Origin of the sequence: Kribbella caucasensis, assembly GCF_004361855.1 — a bacterium.
GTDB classification, from domain to species: domain Bacteria; phylum Actinomycetota; class Actinomycetes; order Propionibacteriales; family Kribbellaceae; genus Kribbella; species Kribbella caucasensis.
Genome location: NZ_SNWQ01000013.1, coordinates 1 through 23,013, shown reverse-complemented (window position 1 = coordinate 23,013; position 23,013 = coordinate 1). Strand labels below are relative to the sequence as shown.

Below are 23,013 nucleotides of genomic sequence, written 5' to 3'. Positions count from 1 at the left end.
GGTCGATCATCTCGCCCTAGACGCCATCCTGCCCGTGATCCGGACGATTGTCTCCAGACTGTTGTCTAATTTGGGTTTGGAGCGCCGGTAACGCCTCCTACACCCGCAGTAACGATACGTCACGGAGCCGGGTTACGCCCAGCTTCTCGCCGGAATGGCGTCGGCTTTGTGGAGCGGGTTCGGCATGCGGCCGGTGGTGGGGATCGGGGGGCGGGTATCTAGGTCCGTGTAGCCGAGGGTTAGGCGGTAGCCGTTGAGGGGGTACCGAGCGAAGGTTTCGCCGAGCAGGGCGGTCGCGGCGAGACGGTCGGCGTGTTCGGGGAAGGTGCTGGCGTAGAGCTCGAGTTCGCCGCGGAGGCGGCCCCACAGGCGGTCGGGGTCGAGCAGACCGGAGTCGGACAGGAGGTCGGCCAGCGGGCTCAGCACACCCAGATAGAGGGCGTCCACCAGGTACTGCCTCAGGACGTACCACGGCTTGCGGGGTAGCACGCGGTCATGAGAGTCGGGCTCCAGTCCTCGGGCGGAGACGGGGTCGGTAGAGAGGTTGACGTCGTCGACGATGTCCTTGATGACGATGCGGGCCGGCATCCCTTCCGGTCCGCAGACGACGGCGAGATTCTCACCGTGCGGATTCACGGTGATCCCGTAGTGGTGCATCAGGTGCAGCAGTGGGCGGATTAGCGCGGACAGCAGGTCAGCGACCCACGCGTCGGCATCGGCACCGGACTGCTGGATCAACACGCCGACCAGTGGCTCACCAGCCGCGTCCCGATGCAGTACGGCGGCCAGCGGCCAGGCCGTCTCCCCTGGTTGCAACCGGGGCTGCAGTGGATCGCGCCAGATGCACCCGAGCGTTTCCGTCCACTGGTAAGGGATTCCGGGCGCCGACGACAACTGTGGGTGCCGCACGGTCACGGACGCCACCTCGCCCAGCAGTTCCGTCCCGAGTCGCCCGAGCACCTCGTCGCGGTACCAGAGCCCGCGCAACCACTGCGTCACCATCGGCGCGGCCAACGAGCAGTGCTCGGGGATCCCCCGGTACACGGACGTGTTCAGGATCTTCAGTGGCAGCTTCACCTGATACCGCAACGGCTGCGACACGTTCACCATCGTGCGAATCGACTGTGTCGGCAGGTAGTCGTCCGGTCCGTCCCCGAGCACCACGATCTCCCCGGAGGCGAGTTCCCGCGCCCACTGTGTCCGTAGGACGTGGTCCAGCTGCCACGGATGACACGGCAACCACACGTACGAGTCCGGGTCGACCAGCTTGGCGCGGAACTCCTCCAGCACGACCGGACCGAGTTCGCGCCCGACCACCGAGTGCTCCGACAGATCCGGTGTACCCCGGAACTCGGCGAGCCCTCGGCGCACGGCGAGCCAGACCAGGCGGAGCGGCGTACGGGCTTCGGGGGTGTAGCGGGCACTGTCGTCGGCGGAGAATCCGACTCGGCCCTTGTTGGCCACGAGCAACGGGTGGCCCGTCAGGTGTCCGTCGAGCTGCCAGTAGTCCTGGCCGACCAGATCCTTGTTGAGTACTGCGGTTGCGGCCATCCGCGCGTCTGCGGCCAGGGTGTTGGACAGCTCCGAGACGTACCCCGCGACGGTGGTGCCGCTGATGTCGAGCACCTGAGCGGCGTCCACCAGGAACTGCACGGGATCGGTCGCGCGCTCGCTCTCGTCGTTGCCGAGGATGCCCGTGATCGTGCGGCGGACCGAGCCCGGACGCACGCGGTAGCTGCCGAACGCGCCCCGGGTCGACTCGAACCCGTAGCTGATTCCGCCGAGATCCAGCCGGCCGTCGACGGGCCGCAACAGGTCTTCCGTGCAGAACTGCGAGATCAGCTTCTCCAGCAACTCGACCGAGCAGCGCGACCAGCTCATGCAGGGAGGGTGAAGCTCGTGAACGCGGTGGACTTGGGCAGCCGGAAGATCTCCCGCCCGGCGACGGCGTTCAGGATGGTCGCGTTGCGGATGGCCCCGATCCCGAGGTCGGGTGCCGCGACGCCGTGACTGTGCAGATCCGCGTTGGAGACGAACAACCGGCCGGCCAGTGACTCGTCCGCGCCGACGCTGTGGTCCCTGTTGATCACCCAGCGGCCGGCGGCGTCCCGGCGTACCAGCGACTCGACGGAGGGCTTCAGGAACGGCAGCGGACGGTTGCGGTAACCAGTGGCGGCCACCACGGCCTCCGTGAGGTGCTGGAAGGTACGGCCGCTGTCACCGTGCTGCAGAGTCAGCTCGAGACCGTCCGCGCGAGCGACGGCCGACACGACGGCCACACCGCACTGCAGCTCGACCGGTGCTACCGCGGCCGTCCCCAGGTCGCGCTGGTAGAGCACGTCGTGGATGTCGTCGAGTGTGTCGGAGGAGATGCCCTTGTAGTGCCGCCACTGCTCCTTGACGAGCCGGTCGCGCGCGGGCTCATCCAGCGCGTGGAAGTAGTCGACGTACGACGGAGTGGTCATCTCCAGCACCAGCTTGGAGTAGTCGAGCGGCGCGAACGACGGTGTCCGGGTCAGCCAGCTCACCGCGGGACCACCAGAGGCGTTCGCACGCAGCAGGTCAAGTGCACATTCGGCACCGGACTGCCCCGACCCGATCACAGTGACCTTCCCGGTACGCAGCAGGTCGTCCCGCCGGTACAGGTAGTCCGCCGAGTGCAGGAAGCGCTCCTCCGGCAGGCCCTGCAGCGCAGCGGGGAGCGCGGGCTCCGTACCAACGCCGAGAACCAGGTGGCGAGCGCTGTACTCGACCGTCTCCCCCGCACGCTCCACCGTCAGCGTGTAGACATCGCCGTCCCACTCCACGGCCGTCACGTCGTGCCCGAAGTGCAGGGAGTCCAGCTGCGCCGCGCACCACCGCAGATAGGCCTCGTACTCACGCCGGGTCGGGTGGAACTTCTCCCGCACGTAGAACTGGTACAGCCGGTCGTTGTCGCGTAGGTACGACAGGAACGACAACGGGTGGGCCGGCTCGACCAGGCTGACCAGGTCGGCGAGGAACGACACCTGCAGCATCGCGTCGTCGAACATCAGCCCGCGGTGCCAGGTGAACTCGGGCCGGCTGTCCAAGACCGCCAGGGTCACGTCGTCCAGACCGTGAGCCAGTGCGGCCAGCCCTAGATTGAACGGGCCACTGCCGATCGCGATCACGTCGTAGTGGGCGGTTGTCATGTCATGCCTCCACGGTCCGGGTCCGAACCATCAGTAGTGCGGTTTTCTCGGGCAGCTGTAGCTCCCCTTGGGTGACGAAGCCGGCCGCGCCGAACGCGCGCACCGACGGGGCGTTCCCGGCGTCCGGCTCGGCGACGATCCGGTCACAGCGGGGATCCGCCCGCAGGACCGCGTCCGCCAGCGACCGGAGCAACCGGCGGCCGATCCCCCGGCCGGTCCGGGCGCTGTCGCCGATGGCCAGATGCACGCCCCAGTCGTGCTCGTCGGCCGCGTAGTACTCCGCGAGCCGGTCGTGCCGGACCCGGTAGAGCTCCACGTAACCGAGGTCCTCACTGTCGAGCGCGGCCACACACGGGATCGAGTGCTCGCCCGCCGCCTGCTCGTCGAGCGCCTGCGCCCACCGCTCGACCGACCAGTCCTGCTGCCACCACTTCCGGATGTGCGGCTGAGCCATCCAGGCAGCGATCTGTACGGCGTCCGCGGTCGTGGCGGGCCGCAAATCGAACCCGTCCTCCAGATGCAGCATCGGCTCGACTTCACACCTCACAGGGCGCCGATCCGCAAGGGGTTCGGGATGTCGAGGTAGACCGACTGGTTGTCCAGTGGGGCCACTACCTCGTCGATCCCCTTCAGCCGGGTCAGCATGTTCGCCTTGCAGGGCAGCTGATCCGCCGCGAGCCAGCGCTGGGCCAGGCGATCACCGTCCGGCCCTGCAGCCTTCAGCCCAGGCAGGGCCGCACTCAGCCGGTCGCGGACAACGCCCAGTAGCTCCCGCTCGTCAGCGACCCCGTCCATGCCCAGTGCACCGACCACACCCAGTGCCTGGTTGTGCAGCAGGTAGTAGGTCAACCGGTCGTCGACGATCGCGTCCTCCACCACGGCCAGGGTCGAGTCGCGCAGACCGGTTACGGCCAGCAGGCCCCGTTGATGTGACGACGCCAGGTAGTAGCCCTGGTTGTCCCGGTACGCGCCGCCGGTGACGTAGCCGGTGCCGTCCATCCGGACGAGGGTGTTCTGCTGGTGTGCCTCCAGGCCGATCCCGGTCTCGGCGTACAGGCAGAGCATCGGGACGAGCACCTCGTCGACGTACGACGCGACCCAGGCGGCCGGGTTCTCGGCGACGGCCGGGAGCGCGCTGAGCCGGCTGATCCCACCCGGCCGGGGTGCCAGCAGACCGGCGACACAGGCGTAGCTGTCGACATCGGCCGGGACCTCGCGAACCGCGACGTCAAGACCAGTCAATGTTGGTCCACCTTCGTCAAGGGCAACCCAGGCCGGGTCGCGGACGATGGATAACCGCGGATGGGCGGTCGCGGTACCGGCGTTGTAGGCCGCGTCGAGCAAGCGGTTGATCTCCAGCCCGCGACGGAGCTCAGTCGGGGTCGACTCGCGCCGGGAGTTGGTGATCCGCAGGCCGAGGGACAGCTTCAGCATCACCGGCAGGTCCGGGTGGTAGACCGTGCGGAGGCTCGAGGTCGGGTACCACTGGGCGCCCTGCGCACCCAGCGGCTTGACCCGGCCGTCACCGATCAGCGCGGCCACTCGCGGCCGCTTCTGCACGTCGGCCGCCTGCCACGGGTGCGCCGGGATCAGCACGGTCCCCGCCGAGGGAGTGATACCGGCCAGCGCCGCCATCAGCTGCAAGGCGTCCAGTCCCTGCAGTGATGGCGCGCCGGCCACCTGATCCGAGGACACCAGCTCGGCGTCGACCTCGAACCAGTGAACTGCGAAGCGGCCGCCCAACTCCGGCGAGTACGCCGCCAGCTCCTCGCCGCTCACCCCGTCGCGGCTCTTCGGTGCCGGATGGGTCAGATGCCCGAGCGCCAGCGCCTGCTCGGCCTCGAGGAACCGCCCCGGCCCGTGCTCGGCCGACGAGTCCCCCACGAACACCGCGACATTCCGCACCGACTCAGCCGTCCGCGCGGCCAGGTCGTCGATCTCCCCCGCATCCGCGCCGACCGACAGCAGCCGAACCAACTCCTCGGGCGCCATCGGCTCACCGTCAACCAGGACATCAGTGAAGAGGTGATAGCCCGTTGGGGAGGCGTGCGCGACAACGGTAGTCAGCTGGCGGTCGGCGACCGCGAAGCTCAACGGGCCAGGCGTGACCTCGATGGAGGACTCCCGGGTGTAGCTGCGGAGAATCGCGTTCAGGTGGGCCGTGGTAGCTGTTTCGGTGGATGACGTCACGCTGCTCCTTCGCCGCCGGCCGACAGGACGTCGTGACCGGTGGCCACGACCAGGTCGAGCAGTTCCTCGATGTCCGTCGCGGTGGCGTTCGGGTTCAGCAGCGTCAACTTCAACGCGACCGCGGCCGGCCGGTTGCCCCTGGCCGGCATCGTGGTCCGGCCGATCAGCACCCGCCCGGACGTCAGCAACCGGCGCCGGACCTCACCCTGGAGAGCGTCCAGCTCGGCAGCCGGCTCCAGGCCCTGCCCCGCGACCCGGAACAACACCGTGGTCAGGGTCACCGGAGCCAGCAACTCGAGGTTGCTGTCGGCAACGACCCTGGCCGCGGCGGCGTGCGCGAGCTCGTGACAGGTGTCGAGCATCTTGCCCAGTCCGGCCCGGCCGTATGCCGTCAGTGTGGTGGCGACTTTCACCGCGTCCGGCCGCCGGGTGGTCTGCAGGCTGCGGCCGAGCAGCCCGTCCAGCCCGGAGTCGATGTCGTCGGCCGGGTTCAGGTAGTCCACCGACCGGCCGAACGCGGCGAACCGCTCCCGGTCCGCGACCAGCAGCATGCTCGTCGCGGCCGGCTGCCAGCCGATCTTGTGCAGATCCAGCGTCACCGAGTCCGCGCACGGCAGCTCCGCGAGCAACGGCGCGAGCTGGTCCGAGAACAACGCCCCGAACCCGTACGCCGCGTCCACGTGCAGCCAGACGCCGTACTGCCGCGCGAGTGCGGCGATCCCCGCGATCGGGTCGACCGAGCCGTAGTCCGTCGTACCAGCTGTGGCCACCACGGCGACCGGCGTACGACCGGGTCGCGCGAGCTCGTCGGCCAGGACGTCCAGGCGCATCCGGAAGTCGTCGTCCGACGGGATCGTCACGGCCGCCTCCTCACCCAGCCCGAGCGCCGCACACGCACGCTGGACGGAGAAGTGGGCCAGCTCGGAGCAGAACACCACCGGCCGTTCCAGCCCGCGCAGCCCGTGTCGCCGTGCGTCGATCCCGGCCGCCGCGGCAGCGCTGTCGCGGGCGATCAGGACGGCCAGCAGGTTCGAGATCGACCCGCCCGGCGTGAGCACCCCGTCGGCGGTCGGACCGAATCCAGCCAGCCCGGCCATCGCGCGAACCACCCACTGCTCGATCGCCAGGGTCGCCGGGCCCGAGTCGTAGGTGTCCATCGAGGCGTTGCTCGCCGACGCCAGCGCGTCCGCGTCGACCGCGACCTGCAGGACCGGCGGCTGCAGGTGGGCCGCGGCGTGCGGGTGGCTCAGGTCGATCCCGTTCTCGTTGAGCAGCCCGGCGATCAGGTCGAGCGCGGCCGACTCACCGACCCCGGTCGACGGCACCCGCGCTTCACCCAGCAGTTCCGTGGTCCGACGCAGCACCACCGCGGGCGGTCCGGCCGGCAACGGACCCCGGTCCGGATCCGCCACCGTCGAGGCAAGCGGCCAAGTCGGCGCGGTCAGGTCGAACGGACTCTGCGGGGCAGGCGGGAACGAGGTCAACGCCGTGAGACGCGCGTGCTGCGGCATCCAAGCTCTCCAGGGAGGGAAGTTGTCGAGTAAGGCAAGCCTTACTAAGGCAGCCCTAACCTACTTCCGCCCTGTCACCCCGTGTCAACCGGGGTGCGATCAGTGACCATCCCTTGGATCAGCACCCGTTCCCCTTGTCCCACAAGGGTTCCCGGCCCCACACCAAAGAGGCTCACCACCCGATGTGGCGAGCCTCACGGACCAGGTTTCAGACCCCGTACGGTGTGCGGGTGAGGGTGAAGGTGGCGAGGTTTAGTTCGTGGGCTCCGTCAGGGTCGCGGAGGACGCGGAGTTTTTCGCCGGCGAAGTAGCCGTCGCGGCCGACGTACAGGTCTGGGCCGGCGGGTGAGAAGCGGGACGACATGGCTCCGGTCAGTTGGAGGATGCCGCCGGACACGACCATGGTCAGGGGCGTGTTGCCCCAGTACCACAGGCCTAGTAGCTCCTCGCCCTGGGCCAGTTCGGGCTCCGGCACCCACTCCTGCGGCAGCACCGGTTCGTGGGCGACCAGCGTCCGCATCAGATCCAGTGGGACCGTCGCACACTTCCCGTACGTCCCGTTCGCCAGCGTGACCGCGCCGATCCGCCGGGCCCGGTCGACGAACAGGCCGGCCAGGAATCCCGGCATCGAACCGGTGTGCCCGATGAATAGGTGCGGGTCGTCCGCGTGCAACCGCAGCCCCAGCCCGTACGACGCCGCCAGACCTTCACGGGGATCGGCGGCCGAGGGCGCGGCCATCTCCTCGACAGTGTCCCGGCACAACACCTCGTGCACCGGATCGATCAAGAAGCACGCGTACCGGGCGAGGTCCTCGATCGTGCTCCACAGCTGGCCGGCCGGTGCCATCGCGCCCGCGTCGTACGCCGGTTCCGAAGCGAGCCGCCCGCTGAACGGATGCACCGAGAACCCCTGCGCGGCCGGCAGCACCGGGAAGTACGACGTCCGCCGCATCTCAAGTGGCGCCAGGATCCGATCACGAACGAGGTCGAACCACGATCCACCCCGGAGCCGGGACACGATCTCGCCCAGCAGTCCGTAGCCGAGGTTCGAGTAGTGGTGCCGCCGATCCGCCGGACCGGCCGCCTGCGACTCGTTCATCGCGGCCGCCAGCTCCTCGAAGGAGACACCCGGATTCCGCTCCCACCACGGCCCTTCGGGCTCGGCGTTCATCCCGCTCGAGTGTGCGAGCAAGTGCCGAATTGTCCTGTCCCCGAAGGCGATCCCCGGCAAGTGCTTGCCCACGGCATCGTTCAACGCCAGCAGCCCATCGTCCCGGCACTGCATCACCAAAAGAGCGGTCAGCGTCTTCGAGATCGACCCGATCCGGTACTGCACATCCGGCCCGGGCAGCTCACCGTCAGCGGTGGCGAACTGCCCGCGCGACCCAGTCCAAACCAGCGAACCGTCGCGGACCACACCGGCGTTGATCGAGGGCAGCTTCCACTCGGCCTGGGCCGCCGCCACCTCGGCGTACAAGGCAGCGGCGGTGTCAGATCTCAAGCTCACTCAAAGGCCTCCGGGGACGGGCAGGAGCAGATCAGGTTGCGGTCGCCGTACGCGCCGTCGATCCGGCGGACCGGCGGCCAGTACTTCGTGGTCCGGTCGACCGACCGCGGGAAGGCGGCCTCCTCGCGGGTGTAGGCGTGGTCCCACTTGTCGTTGATCACCGACGAGGCGGTGTGCGGCGCGTTCACCAACGGGTTGTCGCCGGCCGGCCACTCCCCCGCCGCGACCCGGTCGACCTCGTGCTTGATCGCGATCATCGCGTCGCAGAAGCGATCCAGTTCACCCAGGTCCTCGGATTCCGTCGGCTCCACCATCAGCGTGCCGGCCACCGGGAACGACATCGTCGGCGCGTGGAAACCGTAGTCGATCAGCCGCTTCGCGACGTCGTCGACGCTGATCCCGGTCTCCTTCGTCATCGGCCGCAGATCGAGGATGCACTCGTGCGCGACCAGCCCGTTCTCACCGGTGTAGAGGACCGGGAAGACGTTCTCGAGCCGCTTCGCCACGTAGTTCGCGGACAGTACGGCGGCCTTGGTGGCGGCCGTGAGTCCATCGGCGCCCATCATCCGGATGTAGGCCCAGGAGATCGCCAGCACACCCGCCGAGCCGAACGGCGCCGCGCTGATCGGCCCGACCCCCGACGACGGACCGGCCTGGTCCAGCAGCGGGTGGTTCGGCAGGTACGGCGCGAGGTGCTCGGCCACCGCGACCGGACCCACACCCGGACCACCGCCGCCGTGCGGGATGCAGAACGTCTTGTGCAGGTTCAGGTGGCTCACGTCGCCACCGAACTCACCGGGCTTCGCCAACCCGAGCAGCGCGTTCAGGTTCGCGCCGTCGACGTACACCTGGCCGCCGTGGTCATGGACGATCTTGCAGACCTCGGTCACGCTCTCCTCGTACACGCCGTGCGTGGACGGGTAGGTGATCATGATCGCCGCGAGCTTCTCAGCGTGCTCGGAAGCTTTGGCGCGCAGGTCGTCCAGGTCGATCGTGCCGTCATCGTTGCCCTTGACAACGACCACCTTCATCCCGGCCATCACCGCCGAGGCCGCGTTGGTGCCGTGCGCGCTGGCCGGGATCAGGCAGATGTTGCGGTCCTCGTTGCCCTGGGCCCGGTGATAGCCACGGATCGCCAGCAGGCCGGCCAGCTCACCCTGCGAACCCGCGTTCGGCTGGATCGACACGGTCGCGTAGCCGGTCACCTCGGCCAGCCAGCGCTCCAGTTGACCGATCAGCTTGACGTACCCGGCGGCGTCCTCGATCGGCGCGAACGGGTGCAGGTCGGCGAACTCGGGCCAGGTGACCGCTTCCATCTCTGTGGTCGCGTTCAGCTTCATCGTGCAGGAGCCGAGCGGGATCATGCCGCGGTCGAGTGCGTAGTCATAGTCGGACAGCTTGCGCAGGTACCGGAGCATCGCCGTCTCGGACCGGTGCGTGTTGAACACCGGGTGAGTCAGGTACTCCGTCGTCCGCTGCACGCTGTCTGCCAAGGAAGCGCCGCTCAGCGACCCGTCGTACGTGATGCCGAAGGCCTGGCAGACCCGGCCGAGCGCGGTCGCGTCGGTCTTCTCGTCGCAGGAGATGCCGACGTGGTCGACGTCCACCAGCCGGAGCCAGATCCCGTTCTGCCGGGCCGCGTCGACCACATCCGCCGCGCGACCGGGGACCCGGGCCAGGACCGTGTCGAAGAACTGGTCGTGCACCACCTCGACCCCACCCGCACGCAACGACGCGGCCAGGCTCCCGGCGTTCGAGTGCACCCGCTCGGCGATCGCCTTCAGCCCGTCCGGTCCGTGGTACACCGCGTACATCGACGCGACCACGGCGAGCAGGACCTGCGCCGTACAGATGTTCGAGGTCGCCTTCTCGCGACGGATGTGCTGCTCGCGGGTCTGCAACGCCAGCCGGTACGCCGGTGCGCCGTCCGCGTCGACGGATACGCCGACCAGACGACCGGGCAACGACCGCTCCAAGCCGGCCCGGACGGACATGAAGCCCGCGTGCGGACCGCCGTAGAAGAGCGGCACACCGAATCGCTGGGACGAGCCGATCACGATATCGGCCCCGGCCTCACCGGGTGCTTCGAGCAGGGTCAGCGCGAGCAGGTCCGACGCGACGGCGACCAGGGTGTCCCGCTCGTGGGCCGCTTCGATCAGCGGCTTGAGGTCACGCACCACGCCACCGGAGCCGGGGTACTGGACCAGGAAGCCGAAGAAGTCGCCCTCGGGCAGGCCGTCGGTGGTGTCGGCGAGGACGACCTCGATCCCGAGCGCCTCGGCCCGCGTCTGGACCACCGCGATCGTCTGCGCGAAACAGTCCGAGTCGACCAGGAAGCGGTCGCTCTTACTCTTCCGGTTCGACCGGTGCGCCAGCGTCATCGCCTCGGCCGCGGCGGTGCCCTCGTCGAGCAGCGAGGCGTTCGCGGTCGGTAGTCCGGTCAGGTCGGACACCGCGGTCTGGAAGTTCAGCAGCGCCTCGAGCCGGCCCTGGGAGATCTCCGGCTGGTACGGCGTGTAGGCGGTGTACCAGGCCGGGTTCTCGACCAGGCGACGGACGATCACGGACGGGGTGAAGGTGCCGTAGTACCCCTGGCCGATCATCGAGGTGGCGACGGTGTTGCGGGCGGCGAGCTGGCGGAGCTCGGTCAGCGCGTCGACCTCTGAGGCCGGCTCGGGCAGCCGGAGCGCCTCGGTGGACCGGATCGACGCGGGCACGGCGGCATCCACCAGCGCGTCCACATCGGCGTACCCGAGGGCCTGCACCATCCGCGCGATGTCGTCCGCGCGCGGCCCGATATGCCGATCGGCGAAGACGGCTGAGATCTGCGGGGTTTCGTTCTCACTCATTTAGGAGGCTCCGTTGCTGACAGTTCTGCCGGTGGCCTCCCCCTCTGTCACCCCACCGCGGTCGTGCGGCAATGCTTCAGAGTCGCCTGCGGCACCCGGTCCATGGGCCTGAGAGGTTCCGGGGAGGAATTGCCCCTTCGGCGCCCGGGCAAACGCCCGAGACTCTCCCGCGTGCTGTGTGCGGCTGGGGTCGAGGTTACCAGGAAGCGGGCACGAGTTCGGGCATCAGCCGCCTGGCCGTCACCTGCGCGGCGGCAACCTGGCGCGCTGTCGCCGAGGTCATCGGCCAGCGCACCCGGGTCCCGGCGTCGGCCCAGCCGCCGACCGCCGCGAGGAACTTGTCCAGCGCAGGGTTGGACAGCCCTTGGGCCTGCAGCGGCGCGATGTGTGTGGCGAAGAACTCCGCGATTCGGACCTCCAGCTCGAGTGCCGCCGGATGGTCGGTCTGGATCTGCTCGTACCACCTGACGGAACCAGCCGGCGACAGCGCGGCGATGTTCGAGTAACTCCCCCGCGCCCCGAGCGGCGTCATGCTCGCGAGGAAATGCCCGGGCACGAAGAGCGACAACCCCGACCGGCCCGCCCCATCGAACCACTCCTTGTCCCCACCGGCAGACTTCACTCCGACCAGTGCCGGTACTGCGCGCGCGAGGTCGGCGAGTTGCTCGGGCCCGACTTGCGTCTTCGCATGCGGTGGGTTGTAGAGCACGAGCGGCACCCCGTCGGCCACCTCCGCAACGCGGGTGAGGAAGGCCAACGCCTCCCGGTCACTGAGCGGCAACCAGTCCGGCAGGATCACCTGGATCGCCGATGGCCCGAGCGCGGCGGACCGGCGTACTCGCTCGAGTTGAACCTGGGCCGACGGATGGCTCGCCCCGAGCTGGAACGGCAGGTCGGCCGTCTCGCAAGCAGCGGCCAGCAGGCCGTTGACCTGGTCGAACTCACCCTCGGTCAGGGTCTGGAACTCCCCCGCCGTCCCGTGCGCATACAGACCGTGAAGCCCAGCGCCGGTGAGGTGGCCGACCTGATCCCGCAGCCGGGCGAAGTCGATGGTGTCGTCGGAGTTCAACGGCAGCAACAAAGACGCCCACACACCGCGCAGTGTTTCGGCGGTGAGTGGGCGCACTGTCTGTCGTTGCTGGTTCAGCCTGTTGTTGCCGGCTCAGCCGGTCATCCGCGCGCGGCGGCGGGCGGCGAGCTCGTCGCTGGCGTGCGGCTCGGAGTCGGCGTCACCGTGGCCGTCGGCGCGTTCCGTCGGGAGCTCGGACAGCGAGCCCTCCACCTCGCGCCAGACGCCGCCGAGCGCGATCCCGAAGACGCCCTGGCCGCCGGCGAGCAGGTCGATCACCTCGTCGGGCGAGGTGCACATGTAGACCGAGGCGCCGTCGCTCATCAGCGTGATCTGGGTCAGGTCGTCGATGCCACGCTTGCTCAGGTGGGCGATCGCGGTGCGGATCTGCTGCAACGAGATGCCGGCGTCAAGCAGCCGCTTGATCACCTTGAGCAGGAGCACGTCGCGGAAACCGTAGAGCCGCTGGGTGCCGGATCCGGTGGCGGGTCGGACCGACGGGGAGACCAGGCCGGTACGGGCCCAGTAGTCCAGCTGGCGGTAGGTGATCCCGGCGGCGGCGCACGCGGTCGGGCCGCGGAACCCGACGTCCTCCGGCATCGGCCGCAGGTCGTCGTCGAAGAGCAGACCCTGTACGCCGGCGGCTGCCGCCGCGTCTGCGTGTGCCTCGGACGTCGACTGCGCCGTCAGATCAGTGTCGCCGGTGCGTGTCACGCCTGAGCCTCCCTGGAACCGACTGGAACGGATCACATCCGTGGAGTTACAACACCCCACAACTCCTTCAAGGTAGGCCGCCGATCAGGGCCGGTCAACGACTGCCGCTCCGAGCCGGGAGCGTGTCGCGTCCCCGTCCCGAATTGTTACCTGACCGGCCTTGTACCAGAAACAGTCAAACCTCAGCTCTTGTCGAAGTCTTCCGGGGTCACCTGGTCGAGGAACTCACGGAAGCGCTCGACCTCTTCTTCCTCCACCACCTCGTCGGCGTCGTTCTCGCTGTCCGGGACCGGGATGCCCGCCTCGGCCAGGATCTCCTCGGTGCAGAACACCGGCGTCCCGGTCCGCAGCGCGAGCGCGATCGAGTCCGACGGCCGGGCCGAGATCTCGGTCTTGTCGTCGAACACCAGGATGGCCTCGAACACCCCGTCGGTCAGATTCACGATCCGGACCTGGCTCAGCCGGTGACCGAGCACCCGGATCGTCTCCGCGAACAGGTCGTGGGTCAACGGCCGGGGTGGCTCCATGCCCTGCTGGGCGAAAGCGATCGCGCTGGCCTCGGCCGCGCCGATCCAGATCGGCAGATACCGCTCGCCACCGACCTCCCGCAACAGCACGATCGGCTGACTCGAGGGCATCTCAACCCGGACTCCGACCACGTCGACTTCGCGCACAGCATCAGCCTACTCTGCGGGAGCCAGAGTGGAGCACGGGTCAGCGTGGGAGCCTGGAGCGGACCAGGGCCGCGTGCAGCCGGACGGCCAGAGCCGCCAGGTCTTCGGTCTTCTCGGTACGCCGCGGGCCGGCGACCTGTTCGATCAGACCGGCCTCGCGATCGGCCGCCGTCCGGAACGGGCGCAGATGCCGCGGCTCCACCCCGTACTGCGCGAACGCGGCGGCCGCCTTCGCGACCAGGATCGCGTCCCCGTCGTAGTGGTTGCCCCGGGCCACCACCAGGCCGTGACTCTCCAGCTGGTCCAGCAACTCGTCGGTGATCCCGGCGGCATCCCGGAGCTCGGCCCGGGTCAGCTTCAAGTCGGTGCCGAGGACACCGAAGTCCTCGCCGATCGGCAGCCCGGAGGTCTCCGGCACGTTCGCCGGTGCGGCCGGCTTGCCACCCGGAGTAGGGCGCAGACCGCGGTCCATCGCGGCCAGGTGTTCCTTGATCACCTTCAGCGGCAGGTACTGGTCCCGTTGCGCGGTCAGCACGTACCGCAGCCGCTCGACATCGGCGGCGCTGAACTTGCGATAGCCGGACGCGGTCCGCGCCGGCGTCACCAGCCCTTCGGCCTCGAGGAACCGGATCTTGGAGATGGTGACGTCGGCGAACTCGGCCTGCAGGACCTGCAGCACCTCGCCGATGCTGCTTCCTCCGACGCCAGGCTCAGGACTGGCCACTGGCGTAGTACACCAACCGGTACTTGCCGATCTGGACCTCGTCGCCGTTGGACAGCTGGACCTCGTCGATCCGGTCCCGGTTCACGTAGGTGCCGTTCAGGCTGCCGACGTCGCGGACCTTCACCCCGGCCGGGTCGCGGCGGAACTCCGCGTGCCGGCGGGACACGGTGACGTCGTCGAGGAAGATGTCGCTGTCCGGATGCCGGCCGGCGGTGACCACGTCGACGTCCAGCAGGAACCTGCTGCCCGCGTTCGGCCCGCGCTGCACGATCAGCAGCGCCGAACCGGCCGGCAACGCGCCGACCGCGGCCTCGTCCTCGAGGGAGAGCTGGTCACCGGTGTCGATGCGCTCGGTCTCGGGCTCGGCGCCGATCGGCGTCAGCATCGCGGTGTCGGTGACGCCTGGGGCGGGCGCCGGACGATCCGCGCCAGGGAGCAGGGTTCCGCACTGGGAGCAGAACCTGCTGCCCTCGGAGTTCTCGTGCCCGCACTGGTTGCAGAACGGCATGCTGTGATCCTCCCGATCGCCGGCGGTCCGGCGACGTTCTCTCGTAGATCCCCGTGATGACAGTGTGGACTGGACCTCAACCCTCGACCGAGGGTTGAGGTCCGCCAAACCTACCAGCCCTGGCCAGTCAGCTCTGGTCGAGCTGTCCCTTGTAGGTGTCGGCGTCCATCAGCGCCGCCACCTCCTCGTCGTCGTCCACCGCGATGTCGAGCAGCCAGCCCTCGCCGTACGGGTCGGTGTTGACCAGGTCGGGGCTGTCCTTGAGGGCTTCGTTGACGGCGGTGACGGTGCCGTTCACCGGCGCGAACAGGTCGCTCACGCTCTTGGTCGACTCCAGCTCGCCGCAGGAGTCGCCGGCGCGCACGGTGGCGCCGACCTCGGGCAGCTCCACGTACACGATGTCGCCGAGCGCGTCCTGGGCGAAGTCGGTGATGCCGACCCGCACCGGGCCGCCGTCGCCGGCCTTCACCCATTCGTGCTCGGCCGTGTACTTCAGGTCTTCGGGGTACACCTCGGTCCTCTTTCGGTCAAGGATTGCGTCGGGGGACTACTTGGTCGGACTGGGCCTGATCAATTGGGCCCGATCACTTGGTCGGACTGGGCGCCGGGCGAGCGTAACGATGCTCCTCCGGGGCGTGCAAGGCGGTGATGTTGACCTGCTCGAGCTGGGTCACCTCGGCCGTCCCGCCGATCTGCGGACCGGTCACCTCGCTGACCAGACCGCCGGGGAACTTGGCCGCCTCGGACAGGTTGTTCGAGTCCCCGATCGCCTCGATCACGTACGGCGAGCCGATCTTCTCCCCGTCGATCCGGACCCCCGGGGCGTCGTCGGTGAGATCGGTGCTGGCCACCACCCGGACCGAGCCGTTGATCTGGATCGCCTCGGCGCCGGCGTCGCGGAGTTCCTCGATCGCGTCCAGCAGGTTGCCGGCCGTCATCTTGCCGTCCGGGTCGTTCAGGGTGATCCGGACACCTGGGCCGACCGCGGGCAGCGTGCCGGCCAGGATGCCGAGGGTGCGGACCTGTTGTTCGGCCTGCTCGCGGGCGGTCTGCGCCTTGTCCGCGCTGGATGACAGCGAGTTCTTCCGCGCCTCCAGTTCGGTGATCTCGCTCTCCAGCCGGCGGTTGTTCTGGTTCAGCCCGTCCAGGATCGCGATCAGGTCCTCCCGCCGGGCGTTCTGGTAGCCGTCGTCGGCCCGGTTCACCCGGACCTGGACGACCGCCATACAGGCGACCAGCGCGAGCACGACCGCGACGATCGCCTGGCCGCGGGACGGCTTGAAGCCCGCCCGCAGCCGCCTCAGCGCGAGGTTCGGCATCTTCGGCCGCGGCATCGGAGTGGGCGCGGGCGGATGCTGGTCGGTGGGCGGGGCCGGTTCCGGCTCGTCGGTTCGCCGCGGTGGGCTGATCGCCTCACCGGGCGTCGACGCCGCCGGTGGATGAACCGTCGGCGTCTCCGCCGGCGGTTCGGCCGGTACTTTCGGCTGCTGCTCGTCGTCGCTCATGTCAGGCCCGGAAGATGTGCCGCCGGATAGCGGCCATGTTGGTGAAGATACGGATGCCCAGCACGACGACGACGCCGGTGGACAACTGGGAGCCGACGCCGAGCTGGTCGCCGAGGTAGACGATCAGCGCCGCGATCAGGACGTTGGAGACGAACGAGACGACGAACACCTTGTCGTCGAAGATCCCGTCCAGGAACGCCCGGAGCGCGCCGAACACCGCGTCGAGCGCGGCCACCACGGCGATCGGCAGGTACGGCTGCGCCCATTCCGGTACGTCGGGGGCGACCAGCAGGCCGATCACCACGCCGACCACCAGACCGAGTACGGCGATCATTTCGGTCCACCGACCTTCGCGTACCGCAGCGCGATGGTCGCATCGGCTGGCACCAGCAAGGAATCCTCCGTCGTACTCGTCATCCGGACATCGAAATTGCTGACCAGGTACTGCACCCACTGACCACCCGAGCTCTGCGCGAACCGGGCCGGCATGGTCGCCGTGTCCCCGATCGCGAGCACCGTGTACGGCGGGGTGAGGGAGCTGTAGTCGACCGTGATGGCACTCCCGGCGCCACGGATCGCGGTCAGTGACGTGAGCCGATGACCGTTCACCGAGATCGCCTCCGCCCCGGCGGTCCACAGACCGTTGACGAGCTGCTGCAGGTCCACATCGAGCAGCCGGCCTTCCTTGTCCGCGTCCTTGGCATCGTCGACGACCACTTTCAACCCCGGACCGGTGACGGCGACGACGCCGGTCTGCAGTTCGAGGTCGTCCAGCTTCTGCTGCAGGGCGGCGCCGGACCCGGAGTTGCTCAGCCCGCTCGCCTGGAGCACGCGGACCTCGTTCGCCAGGGTGGTCTGGTTGTTGCGAAGCTCGGTCAGCCGACCGTCCGCTTGTTCGACTCTGGCGATCAGGTCGTTCCGCTCCTTCTCGGCAGCCGGTGCGCTGCGGTAGTTCTGCGACGCCGCGATGGCGAGCAGGAACCCGAGCACGGTGAACGCGACGACCAGCATGATCCTGTGCCGCGACCGGTGCGGCCGGCCCTGCGCCGGACGCGTGCGGGCCGCGACGGCGTACCCCTCGTCCAGCGGATGGGCCATCAGGTTGTTCAGCAGCGACATCGACGCATCGACGCGCCGCTGGCCGGGCGGAGCTTGCTGAGTCACGGTCTACCCGGTTCGCCCACTGATCGGCTTGACGGTCTGCATCAGGTGCCGAAGCTGTTCGAAGTACAGGACGCCGGCCCAGTAATAGAGCGCGGTGCCCCAGATCGCGAAGGCCCAGCCGAACACCCGGGCCAGCAGATTGAGGGTGCTGTCGCCATCGCCGAGCAACAGCAGCGGGAACGCGTACAGCAGACAGAAGGTCGCGGACTTGCCCAGGAAGTGCACGGGCAGCGCGTTGAACCCGCGCCGGTGCAACGCGGGCAGCGTGAAGGTCAGCAGCAGGTCGCGCAGTGGCAAGGCGATGGCCAGCCACCACGGGATGATGTCGCGCAGCGCGAGGCCGATCACGGTGGCGAAGATGTAGAGCCGGTCGGCCACCGGGTCGAGCATCTGGCCGAGGCGGGTGGTCTGGTTCATCCGGCGGGCGATCTGGCCGTCGGCCCAGTCGGTGAACCCGGAGATCGCCAGCACCAGCAGAGCCCAGCCGTCCTCCTCCGGACCCAGGATCAGCCACAGGAACAGTGGCACCCCCAGCAATCTCAGGATGCTGAGTGCGTTCGGGATCGTCAGTACCCGGTCGGACACCTCCAAGTCCGGCACGCGACCATCCCTTTCCCCTGCTTCGCCCCTGTCCCGTCGGTAACTCTACTGGGGCCCACCACCCGGTTTCGCCCCGGCCACACCGGGGTACCCCTGACTACTCGAACGCGTCCAGATCGCGGCGGCTACGCACGACACCGACCAGTGACCCGATCGAGACCAAAGCGCGACGCGGTACTCAGATGGAGTCGAGCGTTTTGGCCAGGGCCGAGGCGACACCGGTTCGCCAGCCGCCACTCATGATCGTGTGAGCCTGCCGCTGCAGCGGGTCGTCGGGGTCGAAGCCCTCATGCAGCAGGAACAACCGAGTGCCGGTCCCTTCCGGTTCCAGGGTCCAGGTGATCGTCCAGTCCGCGGCCGCGACCGGCGAGTCCGCGGCCGCATCCCGCCAGGCGATCCGCAACAGCTTCTCCAGGTCGAAGTCCAGCACCTCGGCCTGGACCACCCCGGAGAACCCGGTGGCCGGCATCGCCCTGCCCTGCATCGTGTACCGATGGCCGACCTCCAGCCGGAAATCCCCCGGCATCATCCACTGGGCGATCAGCTCGGGTTCGGTCAGCGCCCGCCACACCTTCGCCGGTGCGTGCGGGTAGAACTGGTCCACCTCGATGGTGGTCGGATCCGTCGTCGTCATTCGTCCTCCAGGTTGTCGAGCACCTTGCCGAGTTCGGCCATCCGCTCACGCCAGAACCGCTCGTACGGGTGCAGCCAGTCCTGCACCTCGGCCAGCGGAACCGCGTCGAGCCGGTAGAACCGCTGCCGCCCGTCCTTGCGCTCGCTGACCAGGCCGGCCTCGCGGAGCACTCGCAGATGTTCGGAGAAACTCGGCCGGGCCATGTCGAAATGCGCGGCCAGCTCCTGCACGGGTTGCGGCCCGCCCTCCCGGAGCAGGCGCAGCACGTCCCGCCGTACCGGGCTGGCGAGCGCCGCGAACACCTGGTCCTCGGTGCCATCGGCAACAGAACTGCGGCGTGGGGTCATGGTTCCGAGTATAGGTAGGTTTTTTCCTACCTATCAAGTCCCTCGGCACGAGTCCCCTCAGCTTCCCCGGCCGAGTCCCGTCGGCACGAGTCCCCTCGGCTCGAGTCCCCTCGGCTCGAGTCCCCTCGGCTCGAGTCCCCTCGGCTCGAGTTCGTCGGCGTTCTAAGGTGAGGCGACGGAGGAGGCGTGATGAGGTTTCTGATCCTGATCTATGACAACCCGGAGTCGCGGAAGGTCTGGGAGTCGCTGACCGAGGAGCAGCGGCGGGAGGGCGTCCAGGGGTACCGCGAACTGAACGCGGCACTCGACGCGGCGGGCGAAGGAGTCGTGCACGAGGCGCTCGCGGACGCCGACCAGACGAAGCAGGTCACCCTCCGCGATGACGGCCGGATCGTCACCACGGACGGGCCGTTCGCCGAGGTGAAGGAGCAGCTGGCCGGGTTCTACCTGGTCGATTGCGAAACCATCGACAAGGCGGTCGAGTACGCCGCGATGATCCCGGAGGCGAGCGGCTTCGGCTACGTCGAGGTCCGACCGATCATGGACCTGAGCTCGCTGGGGATATGACCCCGATCGAGGATCTGCTGCGCGAGCTGGCTCCGCAGGTGCTCGGGCCGCTGGTCCGCCGGTACGGCGGGTTCGACACCTGCGAGGACGCCGTCCAGGAAGCGTTGCTGGCGGCCGCCATCCAATGGCCGGTCGAAGGTGTGCCGGACAGCCCGCGCAACTGGCTCATCACGGTGGCGTCGCGCCGGCGGATCGAGATGCTGCGCAGTGAAGCGGCTCGCCGGCGGCGCGAGGAGACCGTCGCGTCGGCCGAGCCGCCCGACCCCGATCCGGTGCCCGACGTCGACGACACCCTGACGTTGCTGCTGCTGTGCTGCCACCCCTCGCTCACTCCCCCGTCGCAGATCGCCCTCACTCTGCGGGCCGTCGGCGGGTTGACCACGGCCGAGATCGCCCGCGCGTTCCTGGTCCCCGAGTCGACCATCGGACAGCGGATCAGCCGGGCCAAGGCGACGATCAAGGCCGGCGGCGCGGAGTTCCGGCTGCCGCCCGCGGACGAGTTGGCCGATCGGCTGGCCGCGGTCCTGCATGTTCTCTACCTGATTTTCAACGAGGGTTACACCGCGAGTTCGGGCGACAGCCTGCATCGGGTCGAGCTGACCGCCGAGGCCATCCGGCTGGCCCGGCAACTCCGATCACGACTGCCCGACGAGGGCGAGGTGGCCGGGCTGCTCGCGCTGATGTTGCTGACCGACGCGCGCCGCCCGGCCCGTACCACTCCGGACGGCGCCCTGATCCCGTTACCCGACCAGGACCGCCGGCTCTGGACGCAGCCGTTCATTGCCGAGGGCACCGAACTCGTGACCAAGACGTTGCGCTCGGCCCCTATCGGCCCGTACCAGCTGCAGGCCGCGATCGCCGCGGTCCACGATGCGGCGGCGGAGGCCGAGGACACCGACTGGCGCGAGATCCTGATGCTGTACGAACTGCTGGACTCGGTCGCCCCCGGCCCGATGGTGAGCCTGAACCGGATCGTCGCCGTCGCCATGGTCCACGGCCCGCAAGCCGGCCTCGACCAGCTGGACTCCGTCGACCTGAAGAACCACCACCGCATCCCCGCCGTACGGGCTCACCTCCTCGAACTCGCCGGCGACAAACCCGCCGCCCGCACGGCGTACGAAGCAGCCGCCCGCCTGACCCTCAGCCTCCCCGAACGCCGCTACTTGGAATCCCGCGCAACCTCGCTCTAGCCGGACCCCTCAGCAGACCGCACCGCGTCAGACCGTGAGTACGACCTTCGCGCGGGCGTGTTCGTCCTCGACGTACCGGACCGCCTCGGCCGCCTGGGTCAGCGGGAAGGTGCGATCGATGACGGGCTTGAGCTTGCCGGATTCGGCCAGCTCCCGCAGCGTCGTCAGCTTCGCCTGGCTCGGGACCGCCGCCGGGATGGTGATGCGGTGGCCACGAGCGAGCTTCGACATCGCCTGACCCCGGATCATCAGCCCCACCGGTCCGATCATGCTCCCGCCGCGCGACACGCCCCCACCCGAGAGGACGAGCGTCCCGCCCGGAACGAGCACTCGCCGGAGCCGGCTCAGCGACTTGTTCCCCACCAGGTCGACTACCACGTCGTACCGCGCTCCGCCCCAGGTGAAGTCCTCCCTGGTGTAGTCGACGATTTCGTCGGCGCCCAGCGACCGCACCAGGTCCGCGTTCCTCGTGCTGCACACGCCGGTCACGGCCGCTCCGAACGCAACGGCGAGCTGTACGGCGAACGTCCCGACCCCGCCCGACGCACCGTTGATCAGGACCCGCATCCCCGACTCCACCTGGGCCGCATCGCGCAGGCACATCAGCGCGGTGTTCGCGGCGAGTGGCATCGCGGCCGCCTCCTCGAAGGACAGATTCGACGGCTTGAGCGCGACCACTTGGGCCGGTGCCTTCACGTACTCCGCGAACGCGCCCGGCGCCTCGCCGTACACCTCATCCCCCACCCGGAGCCCTTGCACCGAACGACCGACCGCATCCACCTCGCCGGCGAAGTCCGTGCCACGAATCCGGTCCCGGGGCGCGGTGTTGCCGAACGTCGACCGGTCCATCAACCGTGCGACATACGGATCGCCGCGCATCACGTGCCAGTCCCGCGCGTTGACCGAGGCGGCCCGGACCCGGATCACCACCTCGTCATCGGCCGGCGCGGGCTTCGCGACCTCACCGACCTCGAGCACCTCAGGCGGCCCGTACCGCTCCTGAACTATGGCCTTCAAGGAACCCCTCCGCCTGCGTCGATCCCACGGCACCTATCGCCCACTCATGCCCCTACCGACGCTAACCAACCACCGACGATCCAGCCATCAGGGATACCCCCGGCCTACCACCCCCTCGACGCCGTATAGCGCTGACCACGTTCTGACCGTAGCTCCCTCCGCCGCCCGACCCACTTCGTGAACGAGGGATCCGTCCCGCAGCACTATCAGCTCACCTTCCCAACATTTGCCAAGAGCAACCAAGAGCCTCGAACCCCCAACCAGAGCAGCAGATTCCCGCCCACGACAGCCGCCTCTCGATTTGATTGGATCGAACATGCGTTCTAATCTAGACACATGAACGCGATCACGGTCAACTCGGGCTACGGCGAGCACGACCTCGCCGCGGAACTGGACGCCCTGGACGCTGCCGGGCTGCTGGTCCCGCCCGACGACCCCGAGGTCGCAGGCGGTCCGGTGCTGATCGACGAGGCCGACTTCTACGACACCGGCGACCGCTATCGGATGTCGCGGGTGGAGGCGTTCGAGTGGCAGGAGTGGGCCGGTGCCGACCAGGACGAGGCCGAACGGTTCCTGCTGGAACGCGACGCCCCGGCGTGGGTGTTCCTGCCCCCGGGCGCCGACCTGGCGACCGCGTTGGAGCAGGTCCGGGCGACGACCCTGTCGCCGATCGCGTTGGTCGAGTTGATGAAGGCCACCGCCCGGCAGACGGCCTGGTCGGAGTCGATCCGGATCGAGGCGATCGCGTCGTTCTACCGGCAGCGCCAGGCCCAGTCCGGCGACATCCCCCGCCCCAGCCAGATCGACTCCGCCGGCCGCCCGGTCGACCCCGAACGCAGCTGGGTCGCCGAGATCGCGCTCGCGTTGAAGCTGTCGAAGGAATCGGCCGGCAACCAGGTCGACACCGCGTTGCATTTGACCTCGACGCTGACCGCGACCCTGTCGGCGTTGCGGTGTGGCGCGATCGGTGTGTCCAAGGCGGTCGCGATCTCGATCGCGACCCGCCCGCTGGCCCAGGCCGCGGCCCGCGCGGTCGAGGCGCATGTGCTGAAACGCGCGCCCGGTCAGAC

The 23,013-nt window shown here is 69.0% G+C and carries 23 protein-coding genes and 1 riboswitch; of the genes, 3 read left to right on the top strand and 20 right to left on the bottom strand.

Going from position 1 to position 23,013, the window contains the following annotated elements:
• Nucleotides 1-132: 132 nt before the first annotated feature.
• The 19 genes from EV643_RS25135 to EV643_RS25045 all read right to left on the bottom strand — a co-directional run bounded on the left by EV643_RS25135 (nucleotide 133) and on the right by EV643_RS25045 (nucleotide 19,169).
• Nucleotides 133-1,881 carry an IucA/IucC family protein gene (locus EV643_RS25135; protein ID WP_133802606.1) on the bottom strand — a complete coding sequence of 583 codons (1,749 nt, stop codon included), beginning with the start codon at nucleotides 1,879-1,881 and terminating at the stop codon, nucleotides 133-135.
• The gene (locus EV643_RS25130; RefSeq protein ID WP_133802605.1) at nucleotides 1,878-3,173 is read right to left on the bottom strand and encodes a lysine N(6)-hydroxylase/L-ornithine N(5)-oxygenase family protein; all 1,296 of its coding nucleotides are present in this window, start codon (nucleotides 3,171-3,173) and stop codon (nucleotides 1,878-1,880) included. The genes EV643_RS25135 and EV643_RS25130 overlap by 4 nt, the downstream gene beginning before the upstream one ends.
• 1 nt (nucleotide 3,174) lies before the next feature.
• The gene (locus EV643_RS25125) at nucleotides 3,175-3,699 is read right to left on the bottom strand and encodes a GNAT family N-acetyltransferase (RefSeq protein ID WP_238165783.1); all 525 of its coding nucleotides are present in this window, start codon (nucleotides 3,697-3,699) and stop codon (nucleotides 3,175-3,177) included.
• Nucleotides 3,700-3,716: 17 nt separating this feature from the next.
• Nucleotides 3,717-5,363 carry an IucA/IucC family protein gene (locus EV643_RS46740; protein WP_133802603.1) on the bottom strand — a complete coding sequence of 549 codons (1,647 nt, stop codon included), beginning with the start codon at nucleotides 5,361-5,363 and terminating at the stop codon, nucleotides 3,717-3,719.
• Entirely contained in the window at nucleotides 5,360-6,874 is a 1,515-nt protein-coding gene (locus EV643_RS25115) for a pyridoxal phosphate-dependent decarboxylase family protein (RefSeq protein ID WP_133802602.1), read from the bottom strand. Before EV643_RS25115 ends, EV643_RS46740 begins: the two co-directional genes overlap by 4 nt.
• A 208-nt stretch (nucleotides 6,875-7,082) precedes the next feature.
• Nucleotides 7,083-8,381 carry a serine hydrolase domain-containing protein gene (locus tag EV643_RS25110; protein ID WP_133802601.1) on the bottom strand — a complete coding sequence of 433 codons (1,299 nt, stop codon included), beginning with the start codon at nucleotides 8,379-8,381 and terminating at the stop codon, nucleotides 7,083-7,085.
• Nucleotides 8,378-11,230 carry an aminomethyl-transferring glycine dehydrogenase gene (gene gcvP / locus EV643_RS25105; protein ID WP_133802600.1) on the bottom strand — a complete coding sequence of 951 codons (2,853 nt, stop codon included), beginning with the start codon at nucleotides 11,228-11,230 and terminating at the stop codon, nucleotides 8,378-8,380. Before gcvP ends, EV643_RS25110 begins: the two co-directional genes overlap by 4 nt.
• Nucleotides 11,231-11,316: 86 nt before the next feature.
• Nucleotides 11,317-11,410: riboswitch (glycine riboswitch) on the bottom strand.
• A gap of 16 nt (nucleotides 11,411-11,426) precedes the next feature.
• A complete protein-coding gene (locus EV643_RS25100; protein ID WP_238165782.1) occupies nucleotides 11,427-12,323 on the bottom strand; it encodes a dihydrodipicolinate synthase family protein in 897 nt (298 codons plus the stop codon).
• 69 nt (nucleotides 12,324-12,392) lie between these two features.
• Nucleotides 12,393-13,013 (bottom strand): MerR family transcriptional regulator, encoded by a 621-nt coding sequence (locus EV643_RS25095; RefSeq protein ID WP_133802598.1) that lies wholly within the window; start codon nucleotides 13,011-13,013, stop codon nucleotides 12,393-12,395.
• Between the two features lie 182 nt (nucleotides 13,014-13,195).
• Entirely contained in the window at nucleotides 13,196-13,687 is a 492-nt protein-coding gene (locus EV643_RS25090) for a bifunctional nuclease family protein (RefSeq protein ID WP_133802597.1), read from the bottom strand.
• A gap of 40 nt (nucleotides 13,688-13,727) precedes the next feature.
• Nucleotides 13,728-14,411: a transcriptional regulator FtsR gene (ftsR, locus tag EV643_RS25085; protein WP_133802596.1), complete on the bottom strand. Its 684-nt coding sequence runs from the start codon at nucleotides 14,409-14,411 to the stop codon at nucleotides 13,728-13,730.
• Nucleotides 14,398-14,919: a zinc-ribbon and FHA domain-containing protein gene (locus EV643_RS25080; protein ID WP_133802595.1), complete on the bottom strand. Its 522-nt coding sequence runs from the start codon at nucleotides 14,917-14,919 to the stop codon at nucleotides 14,398-14,400. Before EV643_RS25080 ends, ftsR begins: the two co-directional genes overlap by 14 nt.
• Nucleotides 14,920-15,046: 127 nt before the next feature.
• Complete coding sequence (gene gcvH / locus EV643_RS25075) at nucleotides 15,047-15,430, bottom strand: glycine cleavage system protein GcvH (RefSeq protein WP_133802594.1); 384 nt, start codon at nucleotides 15,428-15,430, stop codon at nucleotides 15,047-15,049.
• Between the two features lie 73 nt (nucleotides 15,431-15,503).
• A complete protein-coding gene (locus EV643_RS25070; protein ID WP_133802593.1) occupies nucleotides 15,504-16,424 on the bottom strand; it encodes a DUF881 domain-containing protein in 921 nt (306 codons plus the stop codon).
• A gap of 1 nt (nucleotide 16,425) precedes the next feature.
• Nucleotides 16,426-16,758: a small basic family protein gene (locus tag EV643_RS25065; protein ID WP_133802592.1), complete on the bottom strand. Its 333-nt coding sequence runs from the start codon at nucleotides 16,756-16,758 to the stop codon at nucleotides 16,426-16,428.
• On the bottom strand, nucleotides 16,755-17,588 hold the full coding sequence (locus EV643_RS25060) for a DUF881 domain-containing protein (RefSeq protein WP_238165781.1): 834 nt from the start codon (nucleotides 17,586-17,588) through the stop codon (nucleotides 16,755-16,757). Before EV643_RS25060 ends, EV643_RS25065 begins: the two co-directional genes overlap by 4 nt.
• A 3-nt stretch (nucleotides 17,589-17,591) precedes the next feature.
• Nucleotides 17,592-18,188 carry a cardiolipin synthase ClsA gene (clsA, locus tag EV643_RS25055; RefSeq protein ID WP_133802591.1) on the bottom strand — a complete coding sequence of 199 codons (597 nt, stop codon included), beginning with the start codon at nucleotides 18,186-18,188 and terminating at the stop codon, nucleotides 17,592-17,594.
• A gap of 178 nt (nucleotides 18,189-18,366) precedes the next feature.
• Nucleotides 18,367-18,822, bottom strand: a complete 456-nt coding sequence (locus EV643_RS25050; RefSeq protein WP_133802590.1) for an SRPBCC family protein — start codon at nucleotides 18,820-18,822, stop codon at nucleotides 18,367-18,369.
• A complete protein-coding gene (locus EV643_RS25045) occupies nucleotides 18,819-19,169 on the bottom strand; it encodes an ArsR/SmtB family transcription factor (protein WP_133802589.1) in 351 nt (116 codons plus the stop codon). The genes EV643_RS25050 and EV643_RS25045 overlap by 4 nt, the downstream gene beginning before the upstream one ends.
• A gap of 189 nt (nucleotides 19,170-19,358) precedes the next feature.
• Here EV643_RS25045 and EV643_RS25040 point away from each other — a divergent pair, with 189 nt between their 5' ends.
• Together EV643_RS25040 and EV643_RS25035 are read left to right on the top strand one after the other, a co-directional pair.
• Complete coding sequence (locus EV643_RS25040; protein ID WP_133802588.1) at nucleotides 19,359-19,736, top strand: YciI family protein; 378 nt, start codon at nucleotides 19,359-19,361, stop codon at nucleotides 19,734-19,736.
• On the top strand, nucleotides 19,733-20,926 hold the full coding sequence (locus EV643_RS25035; protein ID WP_133802587.1) for an RNA polymerase sigma factor: 1,194 nt from the start codon (nucleotides 19,733-19,735) through the stop codon (nucleotides 20,924-20,926). Before EV643_RS25040 ends, EV643_RS25035 begins: the two co-directional genes overlap by 4 nt.
• A gap of 27 nt (nucleotides 20,927-20,953) precedes the next feature.
• Here EV643_RS25035 and EV643_RS25030 read toward each other — a convergent pair whose 3' ends face one another.
• On the bottom strand, nucleotides 20,954-21,943 hold the full coding sequence (locus tag EV643_RS25030; protein WP_133802586.1) for an NAD(P)-dependent alcohol dehydrogenase: 990 nt from the start codon (nucleotides 21,941-21,943) through the stop codon (nucleotides 20,954-20,956).
• Nucleotides 21,944-22,279: 336 nt separating this feature from the next.
• Between EV643_RS25030 and EV643_RS25025 the strand changes: the two genes are divergently transcribed.
• Nucleotides 22,280-23,013: DUF222 domain-containing protein (locus tag EV643_RS25025; protein WP_133802585.1), on the top strand; the 734-nt coding region annotated here is incomplete at its 3' end.

Bases quoted from the DNA above. Each gene is read 5' to 3' on its own strand.
- EV643_RS25115 (WP_133802602.1), bottom strand. From the start codon at position 6,874: ATGCCGCAGCACGCGCGTCTCACGGCGTTGACCTCGTTCCCGCCTGCC.
- EV643_RS25035 (WP_133802587.1), top strand. From the start codon at position 19,733: ATGACCCCGATCGAGGATCTGCTGCGCGAGCTGGCTCCGCAGGTGCTC.
- EV643_RS25040 (WP_133802588.1), top strand. From the start codon at position 19,359: ATGAGGTTTCTGATCCTGATCTATGACAACCCGGAGTCGCGGAAGGTC.
- EV643_RS25125 (WP_238165783.1), bottom strand. From the start codon at position 3,699: ATGCTGCATCTGGAGGACGGGTTCGATTTGCGGCCCGCCACGACCGCG.
- gcvP (WP_133802600.1), bottom strand. From the start codon at position 11,230: ATGAGTGAGAACGAAACCCCGCAGATCTCAGCCGTCTTCGCCGATCGG.
- EV643_RS25080 (WP_133802595.1), bottom strand. From the start codon at position 14,919: ATGCCGTTCTGCAACCAGTGCGGGCACGAGAACTCCGAGGGCAGCAGG.
- EV643_RS25130 (WP_133802605.1), bottom strand. From the start codon at position 3,173: ATGACAACCGCCCACTACGACGTGATCGCGATCGGCAGTGGCCCGTTC.
- EV643_RS25045 (WP_133802589.1), bottom strand. From the start codon at position 19,169: ATGACCCCACGCCGCAGTTCTGTTGCCGATGGCACCGAGGACCAGGTG.
- EV643_RS25065 (WP_133802592.1), bottom strand. From the start codon at position 16,758: ATGATCGCCGTACTCGGTCTGGTGGTCGGCGTGGTGATCGGCCTGCTG.
- EV643_RS25050 (WP_133802590.1), bottom strand. From the start codon at position 18,822: ATGACGACGACGGATCCGACCACCATCGAGGTGGACCAGTTCTACCCG.
- EV643_RS25135 (WP_133802606.1), bottom strand. From the start codon at position 1,881: ATGAGCTGGTCGCGCTGCTCGGTCGAGTTGCTGGAGAAGCTGATCTCG.
- EV643_RS25070 (WP_133802593.1), bottom strand. From the start codon at position 16,424: ATGAGCGACGACGAGCAGCAGCCGAAAGTACCGGCCGAACCGCCGGCG.